The sequence below is a fragment of the Burkholderia sp. AU38729 genome, assembly GCF_020419725.1.
GTDB lineage: Bacteria > Pseudomonadota > Gammaproteobacteria > Burkholderiales > Burkholderiaceae > Burkholderia.
This window is the reverse complement of the sequence record NZ_JAIZQO010000001.1, coordinates 1028331-1045433: the sequence shown is the minus strand read 5'-3', so window position 1 is coordinate 1045433 and position 17103 is coordinate 1028331. Positions and strand designations below refer to the sequence as shown.

Sequence of the window (17103 nt, the reverse complement as noted above, 5' to 3'; positions counted from 1 at the left end):
GACCCATGCGCCGGAGCCTCGCTCCGGCGCCCGGCGCCGCCCGCGACGGCGGCCTGTTCCATTCGATTCATTCGAGATTCGAGGGCCCTTTCATGTCTTCCCGCCTGCATACGACGCTCGGCGACGAGCTGTACGCCGCGTGGCACGCGCGTGCGCCGGTCGCGCCGCTATCGAGCCGCCCGCGCCGCCTGTCGCTCGACGACGCGTACCGCATCCAGCAGCGCTTCATCGAACGCCGCATCGAACACGGCGAGGCCGTGGTCGGCAAGAAGATCGGCGTGACGAGCCAGGCCGTGCAGGACATGCTGAACGTGCGCCAGCCCGATTTCGGCATCCTGCTGTCCGGCATGCACTACGCGGCCGGCGAAGCGATCGCAGCCGATTCGCTGATCGCGCCGCGCGCCGAGGGCGAGATCGCGTTCATCCTCGCGCGCGACCTGCGCGGCCCCGGCATCGACCGCACCGACGTGATCGCCGCGACGGCCGCCGTCGCGCCCTGCTTCGAGATCGTCGATTCGCGCATCCGCGACTGGGCGATCCGCATCGAGGACACCGTCGCCGACAACGCATCGTGCGGCGTGTACGTGCTCGGCGATGCACGCGTCGATCCGCGCACGCTCGATCTTGCCGCGTGCGAGATGACGATCGACAAGAACGGCGAGCAAGTCGCGCAAGGTCGCGGCGACGCGGCGCTCGGCCACCCCGCCGACGCGGTCGCGTGGCTCGCGAACACGCTCGCCGCGTACGGCGTGCCGCTGCTCGCCGGCGAGATCGTGCTGTCGGGCTCGCTCGCGAAACTGATTCCGGTCACGGCCGGCGATGCGCTGTCGATGCGCATCTCCGGCATCGGCAGTTGCGACGTCCGCTTTATCTAAAGGAACCCTCTGATGAAGAAAATCAAATGCGCACTGATCGGGCCCGGCAACATCGGCACCGACCTGCTCTACAAGCTGCGCCGCTCGCCGGTGCTCGAACCCGTGTGGATGGTCGGCGTCGATCCGGCGTCCGACGGCCTCGCGCGGGCGCGCGAGTTCGGCCTCAAGACCACCGACAAGGGCGTCGACGGGCTGCTGCCGCACGCGGCCGCCGACGACATCCGCATCGCGTTCGACGCGACCTCGGCGTACGTGCACCGCGACAACTCCGACAAGCTCGCCGCGCTCGGCGTGAAGATGATCGACCTGACGCCCGCCGCGATCGGGCCGTACTGCGTGCCGCCGGTGAACCTCGACGCGCATCTCGACAGCGCGCAGGCGAACGTGAACATGGTCACGTGCGGCGGCCAGGCGACGATCCCGATGGTGTACGCGGTATCGCGCGTGCAGCCGGTCGCGTACGGCGAGATCGTCGCGACCGTGTCGTCGCGCTCGGTCGGCCCCGGCACGCGCAAGAACATCGACGAATTCACGCGCACGACGTCCGGTGCGATCGAACAGGTCGGCGGCGCACGCAAGGGCAAGGCGATCATCGTGATCAACCCGGCCGAGCCGCCGCTGATCATGCGCGACACGATCCATTGCCTGACCGACGGCCCGCCCGACGTCGATGCGATCACCGCGTCCGTGCATGCGATGGTCAAGGAAGTGCAGCGCTACGTGCCCGGCTACACGCTGAAGAACGGCCCCGTGTTCGACGGCAATCGCGTGTCGGTGTTCATGGAAGTTGAAGGGCTCGGCGACTACCTGCCGAAGTACGCGGGCAACCTCGACATCATGACCGCCGCCGCGGCCGCCACGGCCGAGCGTTTCGCCGAACAGATGCTGGCCGCGACGGCCGCCACCGCTTGAGTTGAGGAGCCACGCAATGTCACTTGCAGGCAAGAAGATCACCGTCCACGACATGTCGCTGCGCGACGGGATGCACCCGAAGCGCCACCAGATCACGCTCGACCAGATGCGCAACATCGCGCGCGGGCTCGACGCGGCCGGCGTGCCGCTGATCGAGGTCACGCACGGCGACGGGCTCGGCGGCGCGTCGGTCAACTACGGGTTCCCCGCGCACACCGACGAGGCATACCTCAGCGCCGTGATTCCGGAGCTGAAGCAGGCGAAGGTGTCGGCACTGCTGCTGCCGGGTATCGGCACTGTCGAGCATCTGCGCATGGCGCACGCACTCGGCGTCGGCACGATCCGCGTCGCGACGCACTGTACCGAGGCGGACGTGTCGGAGCAGCACATCGGCCTCGCGCGCACGCTCGGGCTCGATACGGTCGGCTTTCTGATGATGGCGCACATGTCGTCGCCGGCGCAGCTCGTCGTGCAGGCGAAGCTGATGGAGTCGTATGGCGCGAACTGCATCTACATTACCGATTCGGCCGGCCACATGCTGCCCGACGACGTGACCGCGCGCATCGGCCAGGTGCGCGACGCGCTGAAGCCGGAGACGGAGCTCGGCTTCCACGGCCACCACAACCTCGCGATGGGCGTCGCGAACTCGGTCGCGGCGGTGGCCGCCGGCGCGAACCGGATCGATGCGGCCGCGGCCGGCCTCGGCGCCGGTGCGGGCAACACGCCGATGGAAGTGTTCGTCGCGGTGTGCGACCGGATGGGGATCGAGACGGGCGTCGACGTGTTCGCGATCTCGGACGTCGCCGAGGATCTCGTCGTGCCGATCATGGATGCGCCGATCCGCCTCGACCGCGATGCGCTGACGCTCGGCTACGCGGGCGTCTACTCGTCGTTCCTGCTGTTCGCGAAGCGCGCGGAAGCGAAGTACGGGATTCCCGCGCGCGACATCCTCGTCGAGCTGGGGCGACAGCGGCTCGTCGGCGGGCAGGAGGACATGATCGAGGACGCGGCGCTGACGATGGTGCGGGCGCGGGAGGTGGCGGCCTGAACCTGCGCGGCCGGCATTTGTCCGGAAGCAACGGCAAACGGGGCGCAAGCCCCGTTTTCATTTCGGATGCGCGGATCGAGTCCCTCGATCATGCATCGCCCGTCGACTTCAGCGATGCTTCCCACCGTGCCGCTTGCGCCGATGCGCTTCACGCGCCTGCAACAGCGACGGCATCAGTTCCTCGATGTATTGCCGCGCCTGGCCGCGCGTCACGATCTCGCTGAAGCGCTGATGGGCCTTGTCATGGCCGACCAGCGCCGCATGCGCTTTCTTCAGGATGTGCAGAAACGCGATCAGGCTCGTGCCGTCGCGCACGGGCAGCGCGTCGCGCGGGTCGAAGGCCGGTGTCGTACTCATGATCCGATCCTTTGTGGGCAGTCGGTGCGGCACGTCGGGGAGACGAGCGCCAGCAGGTCATTCGCGAGGCGGTCGCGATCCGTCAGCGGCGCGAGGCCGAACAGCCGCTCGAGCGTCGCGGCAACCGACGCATGATCGTACGGCGTATGGTCGACCTGCCCGGCCGCGACCCACGGCGAAATCACGATCGCCGGCACCCGCACGCCGTACACGTCGAACCCGAAGCCGCTCGCGTTCAGCGTCGCCGCCGCGCCGTCGTTCGGCGGCGGCGCGACGCCCGGCCTGACCGAATCGTAGAAGCCGCCGTGCTCGTCGTAGCAGATCACGAGCAGGCTGCTGTTCCACACCGGCGATTGGCGGATCGCGTTGTACACGCGCGCGGCGAGCTGGTCGCCACCGGCGAGGCCGTCCATCGGGTGTTGCGAGCTGCCGTTCTGGTAAGTGCCGTGCACGATGTCGCCGTAACCGGGCTCGATGAACGTGTAGCGCGCCGTATAGCCGGCCGCAAGATCGGCCTCGAAATGCGCGAGGTCGTCGATGTCGAAGAAGCTGATGCCCTTCAGCGACGCGACCTGCGGCACGTGGCCGAGCGGGTCGCCGGTCTGGTCTTGGTAGATGCGCCAGTTGCCGTCGCCGAGCGCGGCGAAGATCGACCCCTTCGGATACGGAAAGCCGTCGAACGCGTCCCATCCGGCCATTTCTTCCTTGGTCGGCGAATGGTCGAGCCCGGCCGACGACGCGCCGTGCAGGAAAAAGCGGTTCGGCCAGGTCGGCCCCGGCATCGACGCATGCCACGCGTCGCACAGCACGAACGCGTTCGCGAGCGCGTGCAGCGACGGCGCCTGCGTCGCGATATCGACGCCCTGCATGATCTTGCCCGCGTCGACCGACTGCGGCGGCGTGCCTTCGGAATGCGAGGTCGCGTAATTCGACACGAACCCGGTGTTGACGACCGGCGGATACGGCTGCCCTTTCACGAACGGCACGCCCGCGCCGCACAGCTGCTCGAGCACGTCGGTGAATTCGTGGCACGGATCGGTCGGCATCCGGTCGGGCGCGCCGCCGCCGAACGGATAGACCGCATCGCCATACGCGTTGCTGTTGCCTGGCGACGCGGCGACGCTGTCGGGGTAGCCCGACAGCGCGAACAGGTGATCGAAGGAACGGTTCTCGAGCATCAGCACGAACACGTGCTGGATGCGGTCCTGAACCGACGGGGATGCGGGGGCTGCGTCTGCACTCATGGCGCCTCCTGGCGTCGCGCGACGAAAGTCCTGCTGGCACGGTCGTTGGCCCGCTGAAAGCTGCTGAAGGGATTGAAAGCCACGGCGCGGGCCGCGAATTGCCGACGAGTGTACGACCGCGCCGGCCCGCGCGTAAAGCCGCACGCGAACCGTGTGGCGGTGTGCGCGTTCGACCGCTTGCCGGCCCGTTGCACGAGGCCCTCCAAGACTAGGGCGTCGACCGTTTCAACTTCATCGTCGACCGTACGAGCAGGTCGCATCACGCGCCGATCGCCGAGACGACCGACGATGACGATGCGTTTCGCCGGCTCGTGCGATTCGCGACGGGGGGAGTGTCGGCGCGCTGGGCCGACGTGAAGCTGCAGCAGAACCGCGCGCGCGTGGCGCCGGCTTGCCGGCTCCCGTATCTCGACATGCTGACCGGCACGGATTTCGTCGACGACATCCGCGGGCTCGACACCCGCTTCCGGGTGATCGTCGGCGACAAGGATCCGGGGCTCGACGCAGCGGCGATGCAGGCGACGTTCCTCGCGCGGCATCCGAACGCGCGGCTCGTGACGACACCGAATTGCGGGCATTACCCGATGCAGGAATGTCCGCCGTATTTTGCGATGATCGTCGAGGATTTCCTGCGGGACGCGGCCGCCTGCGCGTTGCGCACGCGCGGCGGCCGGTAAAGGCGGTATTGGCCGCCGCGGCCTGACGATGCCGGCGGCGACCGGCGGACGGCACGCGATGTGTCGTCCACCCGGTTCGTCCGGCTTCGTCGGCCGGACGGGATTCGATCGGCGAGGCGGTGCGGCATGCCCGCGCCGATCGTTGCCGCTTAACGGCGCGGTTGGCCGGTGCGCGGCGGACGCGGCGAATTCGCGTCCTTGTGACGGAAGTTGATGCGACCCTTGGTGAGGTCATAGACCGACAGTTCCAGCGTCACGCGATCGCCCGCGAGAATGCGGATGTGGTTCTTGCGCATGCGGCCCGACGCGTACGCGCCGACCACGACGCCGTTTTCCAGCGTGACACGGTATTTGCTGTCAGGCAGCACTTCGTCGACGATTCCGTCCAGTTCCAGCAGTTCTTCTTTTGCCAAACCAATTCCTCCAGACAAGGTAATTGACCGCGGCCGCGGCGATCTGCCCGGCGCCGTGCCCCACAACGGGACGGCGGCCGGCAGGCTGCCGGGGATCGGTTCGTTCAGACGGGCCCAGGGCCTGTCTTGCGATCGGAGCCCGGCGCGTTGCGGCGTTCAGGCGGTCGGTGGCGGCGGCGCATGGCGCGCCGCGCAAGTCGGGACCGCGCCTGCAACGGCATGGCGGCGGTCTGCTCGGGTTGATGCGTTGAAGCGGTGATGCGCTCGCGAAGCGGCGGGCGCTTCACGAGGGCGTTGCGTCGCACGCGGGTCGCGCATGCGATGAAGGAGGCGTCACGACCGATGCATCGCGGATGTCGCGATGCATCGGTCGTGCGCATCGGAAACGCGCCGGCTGCCGCCAAAGCGGCGCCCTGCGCGCCAATCCATCCGGCAGCGGCCACCGCGTGGCGGCCGTTGCCGATGCGACTTACTGCGGCGTGATGTTCGACGCTTGCAGACCCTTCGGGCCGCGCTTCACTTCGAAGCTGACCTTCTGGCCTTCGGCCAGGGTCTTGAAGCCCGTGCCGCGAATTTCCGAGAAATGGGCGAACAGATCGTCGCCGCCGTTGTCCGGGGAAATGAAACCAAAGCCCTTGGTTTCGTTGAACCACTTGACGGTACCGGTATCCACAAATACTTCCTTAATACAAATGACGAATAATTGAACATGCGCCCGCGACGGGCACATAAAGAATCAAAAGAGGGAGAGACCAACGACCGCCGCACGGAGTGCGGCCAATGATGAGCAATCGAACTTCTTGAACACTTCGGTCATGGACACTACGCGCGAGCGGCCGTTTCGTCAAGTCTTTTTGATGCGATGCACAAGCATGCCCGCCGTCTACGCCTTATGCGGCGGGCGTTGCGGGCCGACGGGACGCATTTCGATGCGCCCCCTTTTTCAGCCGGCCCGCCGGGTTTTTACTGCGGCTCGAACACGTGATGCAGCGCCGGCGGCGCGGCGCCTTCGCGAATCCGCATTTCGAATGCCTTACGCGCGACGCTCGTCGGCCGCACGTCCGCCACGTCCAGATAGAACTGCGAATACCAGTCGCGCATCTGGTACAGCGGCCCGTCGCCTTCGCACAGCAGCGGGTTGTCGATCCGCGTCTTGCTGTGCCAGATGTCGACGTCCTCGTAGAACGCGCGCTGCGCCTCCTTCACGTATGCGTTCGCGATCTCCATGTTCTGCGCGTCGGTCAGCCCGGCCACCTTCTTCACGATCACGCCGTAACGCAGCTCGAAGCTGTTCATGTCGATCGGCACGTGGCAGTTCAGCAGCACCGAGTGGATCGGCTGCCCGCCGCTCTGCCCCGTCATCTGCGTGATGTGCACGGCCGGCCCGAAATACGTCGACAGCGCGGTCAGCGCATCGCCGCCAAGCTTCTCGCTGCGGCCGACCATCAGTTGCGTCGCCTTGTGATCCTCGAACAGGTTCGCGAAATAGTCGATCGGCGCGCGATGCACGGTCGCGAAGTGCGCGACGTCCGAGATGTTGTCGACCAGCTCGCGGCAGTTGGCCTGGATCACCATCGTGTCGACGACCCAGTCCGACCATTCGTCGGAGAAGCACACGTCGAGCCGCGGAATCGCGACTTCCGGCGGCGGCGCGTTGCCTTCCGGGTCGTTCCACACGAACAGCAGGTTGTTTTCCTCGCAGGTCGGCCAGGCGCCGATGCGCGCCTTCGGCGGGATCCGCTTGCAGTACGGGATCGATGCGCACTGCCCTTCGCCGCTCCACGCCCAGCCGTGGAACGGGCACACGAGATGGTCGCCCTGCACCGTGCCGAGGCTCAGGTCGGCGCCCATGTGCGGGCAGTACGCGTCGACGACGTTGACCTTGCCGGTCGAATCGGCGAACGCGGCGAGCTTGCGGCCGAACGCGTTCAGCGTGTGCGGCTTGCCGTCCTTGAAATCGCGGGCGAGCCCGAGGCAGTGCCAGCCGCGCGCATAGCGCTGCGCGAGCGGCTGGGCTTCGATCTTGTAGGGGCGTGCGGACATGTGGGTTGACTCCTCTTGTGGAGAGCGCACGGCGGCCCGCCGCGCGCGGGGGAAATAGGGGCGCCGGTCAGCGCATCGGATTGCCGGGTTCGAGCGCGGGCGACGGCTTCAGCGATGCCGGGGCCGCCGGCGACGGCTGCTGCCGGTGCGCCACGCGGCGCTCGGCCCGGTCGACGCCGAGCCAAGCGGCGAGCGCGGGCAGCAGGAACACCGCGCCGAACAGGTTCACGAGGAACATGAACGCGAGCAGCACGCCCATGTCGACCTGGAACTTCAGCGCGGAGAACGCCCACGTGCCGACGCCGATGAACATCGTGACGGCCGTGAACAGCGCCGCCGTGCCGCGCTGGCGCATCGCGTCGGCGAACGCGTCCGGCAGCGTCGCGCCGTGGCGGAGGTCGTGCTGCAGGCGCTCGTACAGGTAGATCCCGTAGTCGACCCCCACGCCCACGCCGAGCGTGATCACCGGCAGCGTCGCGACCTTCAGCCCGATGCCGAGGCGCGCCATCACCGCATTGCACAGGATCGACACGAGCGTGAGCGGCACGATGATGCACAGCACCGCGCGCCACGAGCGGAACGTGACCGCGCAGAGCAGCGCGATCGCGCCGAAGATCGACAGCAGCATCGCGATCTCCGCGTCGCCGACGGCCTCGTTGGTCGCGGCCATCACGCCGACGTTGCCGCCCGCGAGCCGGAACGCGACGTTCGGCGTCGGATTCTCGGCCGCGAAGCGCTTGATCTCGTCGACGACGTGCGCGAGGGTCGTGCCTTCGTGGTTCTTCGTGTAGATCAGCACCTGGATCGCCTTGCAGTTCGCGGTGTTCATCCCGTTGTCGGGGTCGAACGCGTTGGAACCCTGCGTGAGCCCGTCGCTGGAACGCGGCAGCGCGGCCCAGCGCGGATTGCCCTCGTTGAACGCGGCGATGAACACCTTGCCCTGCGACGACACGCTCGTCACCGACTGCACGCCGGCCACGCCGCGCATGTTCATCTCGAACTTCTCGATCGCGCTCATCACCGGGTAATGCAGGCACGCGTCGTCGAAGCCGGTCGTCTCGACGATCACCGACAGCACGTCCACGCCGATGTTGTACTGGTGCGTGATCGCCGCGTTGTCGAGGTTGTAGCGCGAGTTCGCGCGCAGCTCCGGCGCGCCGGTGCCGATGTCGCCGATCTCCAGCTTGCGCGATTCGAGCGTGCCGTAGGCGAGCAGCGCGAGCGCCACCGCGAACACGCCGAGCGCCGGCGCCGGCCGGGCGAACACCGCGAAGCGCGACCACATCCGGCTGCCGCCAGCCGCCGCGGTGCGCTGCGCACGCGCCAGCGTGCCGCGCTCGAGGCGCGTGTACGACAGCAGGATCGGCAGGAACACCTTGTTCGTCACGATCATCAGCAGCACGCCGAGGCACGCGGTGATGCCGAGTTCGCGCACGATGTCGATCCGGATCCGCATGATTACCATGAAGCCGAGCGCGTTGGTCAGCAGCGCAACCGTGCCCGGCACGAACAGCTTGCGGAACGCATCGCGCGCGGCATCGGCCGACGACGCGCCGCGCACCAGCGCCTGCTTCCACGCGTTGGTCATCTGCACCGCGTGCGACACGCCGATCGAGAAGATCAGGAACGGCACGAGGATCGACATCGGGTCGATGCCGAGGCCGAGCAGCGGCAGCGCGCCGAGCAGCCACACAACCGGCAGCAGCGCGACGACGAGCGCCAGCACGGTGGTCTTCAACGAGCGCGTATAGGCGAACAGCAGCGCGGCCGTCACGAGGAACGCGAGCGCGAAGAACGCCATCACGCCCGCGATGCCGTTCTCGACGTCGCCCACCAGCTTCGCGAAGCCGATGATGTTCACGTCGATGCCCTGCTTCGCGTACTTCGCGCGGATCTCCTCCAACTGGCGCGCGACCGCGCTGTAGTCGAGCCGCTTGCCGGTGGCCGGATCGGTCTCGCGCAGTTCCGCGCGGATCAGCGCCGACTTCAGGTCGTTGCCGACGAGGCGGCCGATCTGCCCGGAACGCGCGACGTTGCGGCGCACCTTCGCGAGATCGTCCGGGTTCGCGCTCGAGAACTGGCCCGGCACGACCACGTCGCCGCGAAAGCCCGCCTCGGTCACCTCGGTGTAGTGGACGTTCGGCGTGAACAGCGAGAACACGCGCGAGCGGTTCACGCCCGGGATGAAGAAGACATCGTCGGTCGCGTGGCGCAGCGCGTCCATGAACGTCCAGTTGTAGATGTCGCCTTCGCCCTTCCAGCGCAGGCTCACGAGGATCGTGTTCGCACCGGGGAACGCCCCCGCATAGCGCTCGAACACCTGCATGTACGGGTGCTGCATCGGGATCATCTTGTTGAAGCCCGGATCGAGCTTCAGGCGCGTCGCGGACAGCCCGAGCGCGAGCGTCACCGCGACGCACAGCAGCATCAGCAGCTTGCGCCGGCGGATGATCGTGTCGGCGCAGCGCTCGACGAACGCGGCGAGGCGCGACGCAGGAACGGCTTCAGGGGGGCGTGACAGGTCGTTCATGGAATTCTCTTGTCGATGCGAAACGAACGGGAGCAGGCAGCGGGACCGCCGCGCGTCAGGACGGGGTTGACGCAGCCGCGCCGGCGAGCGGCGCGACGCCGGCCTCGCCGCCGAGCAGCAGCGCGCCGTGGCCCATGTCGAGCACGGCCGCGAGGCTCTGCACGCCGCCGAGCTTGCGCACGTCGAAGGTCAGCCCGCCGTCGCGCGACGCGACGATCGCGCCGCCCTGGCCCACCAGCACGAGTTCGCCGTCGGCGAGCTGGGTCGCGCCGAAGTACGACACTGGCACGTGGCTGTCGACGTGCGTCCAGGTCGCGCCGCGATCGGTGCTGCGCACCACGTTGCCGCGCATCCCGTATGCAACCCAGTCGCCGTTCGCGAGCATCAGCGCGCCGAACAGCGAGCCGGCGTACGGCGACGGCAGCTTGTCCCACGTCGCGCCGTTGTCGGTCGAGCGCAGCAGCGTGCCGCTCTCGCCCGCGACCAGCAGGTTGCCGTGGCCGTCGCCGACGATCGCGTTCAGGTGACGGTCGCCGGCCGGTGTCTTCACGGTCTGCCAGGTGACGCCTGCGTCGTCCGAGCGCAACAGCTGGCCGAAGCTGCCGGCCGCGAACAGCGGGCCGTCGGCCGTACCCCACACGGACAGCAGCGGATCGGAATGCGCGTGGTCCATGTGCACGTCGCGCCAGTGCAGGCCGGCGTCGTCGCTGCGTACGATCCGGCCGTCGTGGCCGACCGCGATGCCGAGCGTCGGCGTGATGAAGCGCACCTGCGTGAGCGTCGAGGCCTGGTCGGGTGTGGTCGAGGCCGGCCGCCAGTGCGCACCCGCATCATCGCTCAGCAGGATCACGCCGCGTTCGCCGACCGCGACGATGCGCGCGCCGGCCCGGGCGAGCCCGTTGATCTGCAGCCGGTCCGCATGGATCGCGGTGACCGGGAACGCCGGCAGCGGGCGCGGCGAAAACGCGAACAACGCGGCGCCGAGCACCAGCGCCGACATCGCGAGTCCGGGCAAAGTTCGTTTCATCGCTTGTCTCCTGTGTCTGCGTTCGACGACGGTTCGCGCCACCGCGCCCACCGCCGTCGCCTGCATGTCTCCGGGCCGTCGGTCGTTGCCGCGGCCTCGAATGGTCCTGAATGGCGGGCCGCTCGTGCGGCGCGGCCCGTCCGCGCGCCGCTACGCGCCGACTTCGAACAGCGCGGCGGCGCCCATCCCGCCGCCGATGCACATCGTCACCACCGCGTGCCGCACACCGCGCCGTGCGCCTTCGAGCAGCGCGTGCATCGTCATCCGCGTACCCGACATCCCGAACGGATGGCCGAGCGCAATCGCGCCGCCATCGACGTTCAGCCGGTCGTCGGGAATGCCGAGCGTGTCGCGGCAGTACAGCGCCTGGCACGCGAATGCCTCGTTCAGCTCCCACAGCCCGATGTCGCCGACGGTCATCCCGAAGCGCGCCAGCAGCTTCGGAATCGCGAACACCGGGCCGATGCCCATCTCGTCCGGCTCGCAGCCGGCCACCGCGAGGCCGCGGAACGCGCCGAGCGGCGTCAGGCCACGGTGTACCGCCTCGCTGCGCGACATCACGACCACGGCCGCCGCACCGTCCGACAGCTGCGACGCATTGCCGGCCGTCACGAACGCGCCCTGCTCGACGACCTTGCCGCCGCTCCATGACGGCTTCAGCCCCGCGAGCCGCTCGGCCGTCGTATCGGCACGCACGCCTTCGTCGCGCGCGGCGTTCACGTCCTCGTAACCGGCCGGGTTGCCTTCCTTGTCGAACAGCGCGCGCCGCACGTCGAGCGGCGCGATTTCCGCGTCGAAGCGGCCGGCCGCCTGGGCTTCAGCCGTGCGCTGGTGGCTCTGCAGTGCGAATTCATCCTGTGCGGCGCGCGAGATCCCGTAGCGGCGCGACACGATCTCGGCCGTTTCCATCATCGCCATGTACGCAGCCGGCTGGTGGTCGAGCACGGCCTGCGAACGCGCGCGATACGCGTTCTTGTGCTGGTTCTGCGTGAGCGAGATCGACTCGACGCCGCCCGCGACGACGATCCGCGCATCGCCCGCGCCGATGCCGCGCGCGGCGCTCGCGATCGACATCAGCCCCGACGAGCACATGCGGTCGATCGCCATGCCTGGCACCGACGCCGGCAACCCGGCCGCCGCGGCCGACAGGCGGCCGATGTTGTAGCCCTGCGTGCCCTGCTGCGCGGCGCAGCCGATCAGCACGTCGTCGACGTCGGTCGGCGCGACACCCGCGCGTTCGAGCGCGGCGCGCACGACGTGGCCGCCCAATGCGGGCGCCTCGGTGTCGTTGAACATGCCGCGAAACGCCTTGCCGATCGGCGTGCGTGCGACGGAAACGATGACTGCGTCTTCCATGTGTCTGCTCTCTAGAAGTAATAGCGGCTGATCGTGTCGGCCACGCAACCGGGCTTGGCTTCGCCTTCGGTCTCGACGGTCACGCGAATCCAGGCCTGCACGCCGCCGTCGAGCGGCTCGACGCGCAGCAGCTCGCCGACGCCGCGCACGCGCGCGCCGACCTTCACCGGCGCCGGGAAACGGATCCTGTCGCAGCCGTAGTTGACGCCGAGCCGCGCGCCGTCGATCCGCACGATCTGCGGCAGGAAGCAATTGACGAGCGACAAAGTCAGGTACCCGTGCGCGATGCACGCGCCGAACGGGCCGTCCTTCGCACGCACCGGGTCGACGTGCACCCACTGGTGGTCGCCCGTCGCGTCGGCGAAACCGTCGATGCGGAGCTGGTCGATCGCGAGCCATGCGCTCGCACCGAGCGTGTCGCCGACGGCCGCCGCGAGTTCGCCGGGATGCGCGAACACGCGGGGCGTCGCGCGCACGGGGTCGAGGGTCGTGCTCATCATGCGTGCTGGCTGCTGACCGACAGCACTTCGCCGGTCATGTACGACGCGTAATCGCTTGCAAGAAACACCATCACGTTCGCGACCTCCCAGACTTCGGCGGCGCGCCCGAAGGCTTCGCGCGACGCCAGTTGATTCAGCAGATCGGCCGGGGCCGACTTCTTCAGAAAATCGTGCATCGCGATGCTCGGCGCGACCGCGTTGATGCGCACGCCGTACGGCGACGCCTCGAGCGCCGCGCAACGCGTGAGCGCCATCACGCCCGCTTTCGCCGCCGCGTAGTGCGCCTGTTCCGCTTGCGCACGCCAGCCGAGCACCGATGCGTTGTTGACGATCGCGCCGCGGCCTCGGGCCTGCATGTGCGGCAGCATCGCGCGCGTCATCCGGAACGTCCCGGTCAGGCTAATGTCGATCACGCGTGACCATTCGGCATCGTCCATATCGACGATGCGGGTCGAGCCGCCGAGCCCGGCGTTGTTGATCAGCACGTCGACGCCGTCGAGCTTGTCCTGCGCTTCGGCAACCAGCGCCTGCACGTCGGCCTCCACCGCGACGTTGCACAGGCGGCCGTAGACCTGTTGCAGCCCCGTTTCGGCGCGCAATGTCTCGACCGCCTGTTCGAGGCGCTTTTCGTGGATGTCGGAGATGAACAGCGCGCGGCAGCCTTCTTCCGCGCAGCGGCGCGCGGCCGCGAAGCCAATGCCGGCGCCGGCGGCCGCCGTGATCAGCACCGATTTGCCGGCGAGCAACTGGTGGCCCGGCACGTAGGCCGGCGCTTTCTGGATCTGGGGTTCGGTCATGCTGTTCCTCTGGCTTCCCTGGGCATGCCGAGCCCGCGCTCGGCCATGATGTTGAGCTGGATTTCGTTGGTGCCGGCGTAGATCGTGTCCGCACGGGAGAACAGGAACACGCGCTGCAGATGGGTGAGCTTTTCGTCGGCCGGATCGATCAGGTTCGCGCGCGGGCCGAGGGCATCCATCGCGAGCTGGCCGAGGTCGCGGTGCCAGTTCGACCAGAAATACTTGTAGATCAGCGCCTCGCGGCGCAGCGGCGCGCCGGCGCCGGCATCGGTGTCGTCCGCGCCGGACAGCATCCGCAGCGCGTTGTAGCGCATCACGCGCAGCCCGGCCCACGCGCGGCCGATCCGCTGGCGCAGCACCGGGTCGCGGTCCGCGCCCGATTCGCGCGCGGCGTCGATCACCCATTCGAGTTCGCGGACGAACTGCATCTGCTGGCCGAGCGTCGACATCCCGCGCTCGAAGCCGAGCAGCGTCATCGCGATCCGCCAGCCGTCGCCGGGTGCGCCGACGAGGTCGCGGGCTTGAGCGCGCGCGCCGTCGAAGAACACTTCGTTGAATTCCGCGCCGCCGTTGAGCTGCTTGATCGGCCGGATCTCGATGCCCGGCTGGTCGAGCGGCATCAGCAGGAACGACAGCCCTTTGTTGCCCTTCGATGCGGGGTCGGTGCGCGCCAGCACGAAGATCCAGTCGGAATCGTGTGCGAGCGACGTCCAGACTTTCTGGCCATAGACTCGCCACGTGCCGTCCGCATCCTGTTCGGCACGCGTGCGTACGTTGGCCAGGTCGGAACCCGCGCCAGGCTCCGAATAGCCCTGGCACCAGAACTGTGTGCCAGCGAGGATGCCGGGCAGGAAGCGCGCGCGCTGGTCGTCGGTACCGCATGCAACGAGCGTCGGCCCGAGCAGCCCTTCGCCGATGTGCCCCATCCGCCCGGGGCCGCCGGCACGCGCGTATTCCTCGTGGAAAATCACCTGTTCGGCAACCGAGAAGCCGCGCCCGCCGGCATCCGTCGGCCAGCCGAGCCCGGTCCAGCCGCCCTTCGCCAGTTCCTGTTCCCACGCCTTGCGCAGCTCGGGCCACGCTTCCTCGTCGCCGGGGCCGCCGCGGTATTTCAGGCATGCGAAGTCACCGGTCAGGTGCGATTGCACCCAGTCGGCCACTTCGTGCCGCAATTGCTGTTCGCGCGTTTCGCTGTTCATTGCAGGGCTCCTGCGCGTGCGGCCGATGGACGCGATGCCATCGCACCGGCGGGTGCGAATGCGGCGTCGCGATGCGATGCGCCGCCGTCGATCGCATGGGACGCGATCCATTCGAGCAGTTGCGGCGTGCTGCCGAACTGCGCTCCCGACGCCTGTGCGCGCTTGAAATAGAGATGCGGGTCGTATTCCCACGTAAAGCCGACGCCGCCGTGCAACTGGATCGCCTCCTGTGCGCAGAACGCATAAGCGTCGTTGGCGGCGGATTTCGCAGCGGCGATGTCGGCGCGCAATGCGTCGCTCGGCTGCGTGTTACCGGCTTCGGCATCCCACGCATGTGCAGCCCCGAGCACGGCCGAGCGCGCCGATTCGATCAGCACCATCATCTGTGCGCAGCGGTGCTTGACCGCCTGGAACGACGCAATCGCACGGCCGAATTGCACGCGCTGGCTCGTGTAGTCGAGCGTCAGGTCGAGGCATTGCTGGGCGCCGCCGAGCTGTTCGGCGGCGAGCGCGAGCGCCGCGAACCACGCGGTGCGCTCCAGCACCTGTGCAACCGCTGTGCCGCCAGCAAGCAGCGCTGCTCGGCTCACGCAGGCTTCATCGAGCGCCACGCGCGCAATCGGCCGTGTTGCGTCGAGCGTGTCGAGCGGCGTGACTTTGAGCCCGGATGCCGTAGCGACGTCGATTGCGAACAGGCCGATCGACTGCCCTTCGTTCGCGATCCGCGCGGGCACCAGCAGCAGGTCGGCGCGCGCGCCGTCGAGCACCTGTTCGAGCGTGCCGGACAGCGCGTAGCCGCCCGCCGTTTCTTCCGCGACGACCGGCAACGACCGCGAAACGGTCGGCAGGTCGAACGGCAGCGCCAGCGTCGCGCTGCACGCGCCTTCTGCGATCCTGGCAAGCCAGTCTTTCGCCAGCGGCGTCTCGGCACAGCCCGCGAGCGCGGTCGCCGCGAGGCACGCCGTCGAAAAATACGGCACGCACGCCACGCGCCGGCCGAGCTGCTCCATCAGCACCGTCTGCTCGACCGCACCAAGCCCCAGCCCGCCGGCTGCCTCGGGCAATGCGAGCGCATTCCAGCCAAGTTCGCCGGACAGCGCGGCCCACAACGCATCGTCGCGGCCGGCCGACTGCCCGAGCGCGCGACGCACGTCGGCGGACGCGCTGCGTTCGGCGAGCACGTCGGCCGCCGCGTCTCGGATCATCGCCTGTTCGTCGGTGAGCGCCAGATCCATTTCTCAGCTCCCGTACACGCGCTGCGCGGGGCGCGCAGCGGCGAGCAGCTGCGCCACCGCCGGGCCAACCTCGGCCGCTTCCCAGCGCGCGCCGCGATCGACGCTCGGGCCGGTACGCCAGCCTTCCGCGACCGCGATCATCCCGCCCGCGACCTCGAACACCTGGCCCGTCACGTCGGCCGACAGCGCGCTGCCGAGCCATACGACCAGCGGTGCGACGTTGGCCGGATCGAAATAGTCGAAGCCGCCGTCCTCGGGCTTCTTCATCATGTCGGCGAAGACGCCTTCGGTCATCGACGTGCGCGCGGCCGGCGCCAGCGCGTTCGCGCGCACGCCGTAGCGCTGCAGCTCGACCGCCTGCATCAGCGTGAGCGCGGCGATCCCAGCCTTGGCCGCGCCGTAATTCGACTGGCCGATCGAGCCTTGCAACCCGGCGCCCGAACTCGTGTTGACGATCCGCGCGTCGACCGGGTTGCCGGCCTTCGCCGCATCGCGCCACACACGCGCCAGCACGCTCGACAGGCAGAAGTGGCCGCGCAGGTGCACGCGCATCACGTCGTCCCAGTCGGTTTCGGTCATGCTCGTGAACATCTTGTCGCGGCAGATGCCCGCGTTGTTGACGAGCACGTGCACGTCGCCGAATGCTTCGCGTGACGCGTCGACGATCCGCTGTGCGGTGTCGACCCGCGTGATGTCGTCCGCATTGGCAAGCGCGCGACCGCCGCGCTGTGCGATCTCGTCGACGACCGCTTGCGCGGCGTCGTGCCGGATGTCGTTGACGACGACCGCCGCGCCTTCGGCCGCGAACGCCAGCGCGTATTCGCGCCCGAGCCCGCCGCCCGCGCCGGTGATGATGACGGTGCGTCCGTTACAGATTCCCATGCTGGTGC

The 17103-nt window shown here is 68.6% G+C and carries 17 protein-coding genes; 4 read left to right on the top strand and 13 right to left on the bottom strand.

Annotated features, from left to right (window positions below; translation table 11 throughout):
- Positions 1–92: 92 nt before the first annotated feature.
- Genes dmpE through dmpG form a run of 3 tightly spaced genes read left to right on the top strand, consistent with a single transcriptional unit; the run spans position 93 to position 2835 of the window.
- Positions 93–875: a 2-oxopent-4-enoate hydratase gene (gene dmpE / locus LGM56_RS04590; protein WP_226203093.1), complete on the top strand. Its 783-nt coding sequence runs from the start codon at positions 93–95 to the stop codon at positions 873–875.
- Positions 876–887: 12 nt separating this feature from the next.
- The gene (locus tag LGM56_RS04585; protein WP_226203091.1) at positions 888–1787 is read left to right on the top strand and encodes an acetaldehyde dehydrogenase (acetylating); all 900 of its coding nucleotides are present in this window, start codon (positions 888–890) and stop codon (positions 1785–1787) included.
- Positions 1788–1803: 16 nt separating this feature from the next.
- The gene (gene dmpG / locus LGM56_RS04580; RefSeq protein ID WP_089442373.1) at positions 1804–2835 is read left to right on the top strand and encodes a 4-hydroxy-2-oxovalerate aldolase; all 1032 of its coding nucleotides are present in this window, start codon (positions 1804–1806) and stop codon (positions 2833–2835) included.
- A 108-nt stretch (positions 2836–2943) separates the two neighbouring features.
- Here the strand turns inward: dmpG and LGM56_RS04575 are convergent, their stop codons facing one another.
- Together LGM56_RS04575 and LGM56_RS04570 are read right to left on the bottom strand one after the other, a co-directional pair.
- Positions 2944–3192: a hypothetical protein gene (locus LGM56_RS04575; RefSeq protein WP_089496846.1), complete on the bottom strand. Its 249-nt coding sequence runs from the start codon at positions 3190–3192 to the stop codon at positions 2944–2946.
- On the bottom strand, positions 3189–4436 hold the full coding sequence (locus LGM56_RS04570) for an alkaline phosphatase family protein (protein ID WP_226203089.1): 1248 nt from the start codon (positions 4434–4436) through the stop codon (positions 3189–3191). The genes LGM56_RS04575 and LGM56_RS04570 overlap by 4 nt, the downstream gene beginning before the upstream one ends.
- Positions 4437–4747: 311 nt before the next feature.
- On the opposite strand from LGM56_RS04570, the gene LGM56_RS04565 reads away from it, so the two are divergent.
- Positions 4748–5113: an alpha/beta fold hydrolase gene (locus LGM56_RS04565; protein WP_413226748.1), complete on the top strand. Its 366-nt coding sequence runs from the start codon at positions 4748–4750 to the stop codon at positions 5111–5113.
- Between the two features lie 149 nt (positions 5114–5262).
- Here the strand turns inward: LGM56_RS04565 and infA are convergent, their stop codons facing one another.
- The 11 genes from infA to LGM56_RS04510 form a co-directional block, all read right to left on the bottom strand.
- Positions 5263–5526 (bottom strand): translation initiation factor IF-1, encoded by a 264-nt coding sequence (gene infA / locus LGM56_RS04560; RefSeq protein ID WP_011355053.1) that lies wholly within the window; start codon positions 5524–5526, stop codon positions 5263–5265.
- Positions 5527–5995: 469 nt separating this feature from the next.
- Positions 5996–6199 carry a cold-shock protein gene (locus tag LGM56_RS04555; protein ID WP_006483056.1) on the bottom strand — a complete coding sequence of 68 codons (204 nt, stop codon included), beginning with the start codon at positions 6197–6199 and terminating at the stop codon, positions 5996–5998.
- Between the two features lie 290 nt (positions 6200–6489).
- Positions 6490–7569 (bottom strand): Rieske 2Fe-2S domain-containing protein, encoded by a 1080-nt coding sequence (locus LGM56_RS04550; protein ID WP_089496843.1) that lies wholly within the window; start codon positions 7567–7569, stop codon positions 6490–6492.
- A gap of 67 nt (positions 7570–7636) precedes the next feature.
- Positions 7637–10099: an efflux RND transporter permease subunit gene (locus LGM56_RS04545; RefSeq protein ID WP_226203085.1), complete on the bottom strand. Its 2463-nt coding sequence runs from the start codon at positions 10097–10099 to the stop codon at positions 7637–7639.
- A 55-nt stretch (positions 10100–10154) separates the two neighbouring features.
- A complete protein-coding gene (locus tag LGM56_RS04540) occupies positions 10155–11126 on the bottom strand; it encodes a WD40/YVTN/BNR-like repeat-containing protein (protein ID WP_226203083.1) in 972 nt (323 codons plus the stop codon).
- 150 nt (positions 11127–11276) lie between these two features.
- A complete protein-coding gene (locus LGM56_RS04535; protein ID WP_226203081.1) occupies positions 11277–12482 on the bottom strand; it encodes an acetyl-CoA C-acyltransferase in 1206 nt (401 codons plus the stop codon).
- 11 nt (positions 12483–12493) lie between these two features.
- A complete protein-coding gene (locus LGM56_RS04530; protein ID WP_226203251.1) occupies positions 12494–12979 on the bottom strand; it encodes a MaoC family dehydratase in 486 nt (161 codons plus the stop codon).
- Positions 12979–13779 (bottom strand): SDR family oxidoreductase, encoded by an 801-nt coding sequence (locus LGM56_RS04525; protein WP_089447760.1) that lies wholly within the window; start codon positions 13777–13779, stop codon positions 12979–12981. Before LGM56_RS04525 ends, LGM56_RS04530 begins: the two co-directional genes overlap by 1 nt.
- Positions 13776–14978 (bottom strand): acyl-CoA dehydrogenase family protein, encoded by a 1203-nt coding sequence (locus LGM56_RS04520; protein ID WP_226203079.1) that lies wholly within the window; start codon positions 14976–14978, stop codon positions 13776–13778. The genes LGM56_RS04525 and LGM56_RS04520 overlap by 4 nt, the downstream gene beginning before the upstream one ends.
- Positions 14975–16213, bottom strand: coding sequence for an acyl-CoA dehydrogenase family protein (locus tag LGM56_RS04515; RefSeq protein ID WP_226203077.1), 1239 nt, complete (start codon positions 16211–16213; stop codon positions 14975–14977). Before LGM56_RS04515 ends, LGM56_RS04520 begins: the two co-directional genes overlap by 4 nt.
- Before the next feature lie 3 nt (positions 16214–16216).
- Entirely contained in the window at positions 16217–17095 is an 879-nt protein-coding gene (locus LGM56_RS04510; protein WP_226203075.1) for an SDR family oxidoreductase, read from the bottom strand.
- Positions 17096–17103: the final 8 nt, after the last annotated feature.

Bases quoted from the DNA above. Each gene is read 5' to 3' on its own strand.
- dmpE (WP_226203093.1), top strand. From the start codon at position 93: ATGTCTTCCCGCCTGCATACGACGCTCGGCGACGAGCTGTACGCCGCG.
- LGM56_RS04585 (WP_226203091.1), top strand. From the start codon at position 888: ATGAAGAAAATCAAATGCGCACTGATCGGGCCCGGCAACATCGGCACC.
- dmpG (WP_089442373.1), top strand. From the start codon at position 1,804: ATGTCACTTGCAGGCAAGAAGATCACCGTCCACGACATGTCGCTGCGC.
- LGM56_RS04575 (WP_089496846.1), bottom strand. From the start codon at position 3,192: ATGAGTACGACACCGGCCTTCGACCCGCGCGACGCGCTGCCCGTGCGC.
- LGM56_RS04570 (WP_226203089.1), bottom strand. From the start codon at position 4,436: ATGAGTGCAGACGCAGCCCCCGCATCCCCGTCGGTTCAGGACCGCATC.
- LGM56_RS04550 (WP_089496843.1), bottom strand. From the start codon at position 7,569: ATGTCCGCACGCCCCTACAAGATCGAAGCCCAGCCGCTCGCGCAGCGC.
- LGM56_RS04545 (WP_226203085.1), bottom strand. From the start codon at position 10,099: ATGAACGACCTGTCACGCCCCCCTGAAGCCGTTCCTGCGTCGCGCCTC.
- LGM56_RS04540 (WP_226203083.1), bottom strand. From the start codon at position 11,126: ATGAAACGAACTTTGCCCGGACTCGCGATGTCGGCGCTGGTGCTCGGC.
- LGM56_RS04535 (WP_226203081.1), bottom strand. From the start codon at position 12,482: ATGGAAGACGCAGTCATCGTTTCCGTCGCACGCACGCCGATCGGCAAG.
- LGM56_RS04530 (WP_226203251.1), bottom strand. From the start codon at position 12,979: ATGAGCACGACCCTCGACCCCGTGCGCGCGACGCCCCGCGTGTTCGCG.
- LGM56_RS04525 (WP_089447760.1), bottom strand. From the start codon at position 13,779: ATGACCGAACCCCAGATCCAGAAAGCGCCGGCCTACGTGCCGGGCCAC.
- LGM56_RS04520 (WP_226203079.1), bottom strand. From the start codon at position 14,978: ATGAACAGCGAAACGCGCGAACAGCAATTGCGGCACGAAGTGGCCGAC.
- LGM56_RS04515 (WP_226203077.1), bottom strand. From the start codon at position 16,213: ATGGATCTGGCGCTCACCGACGAACAGGCGATGATCCGAGACGCGGCG.
- LGM56_RS04510 (WP_226203075.1), bottom strand. From the start codon at position 17,095: ATGGGAATCTGTAACGGACGCACCGTCATCATCACCGGCGCGGGCGGC.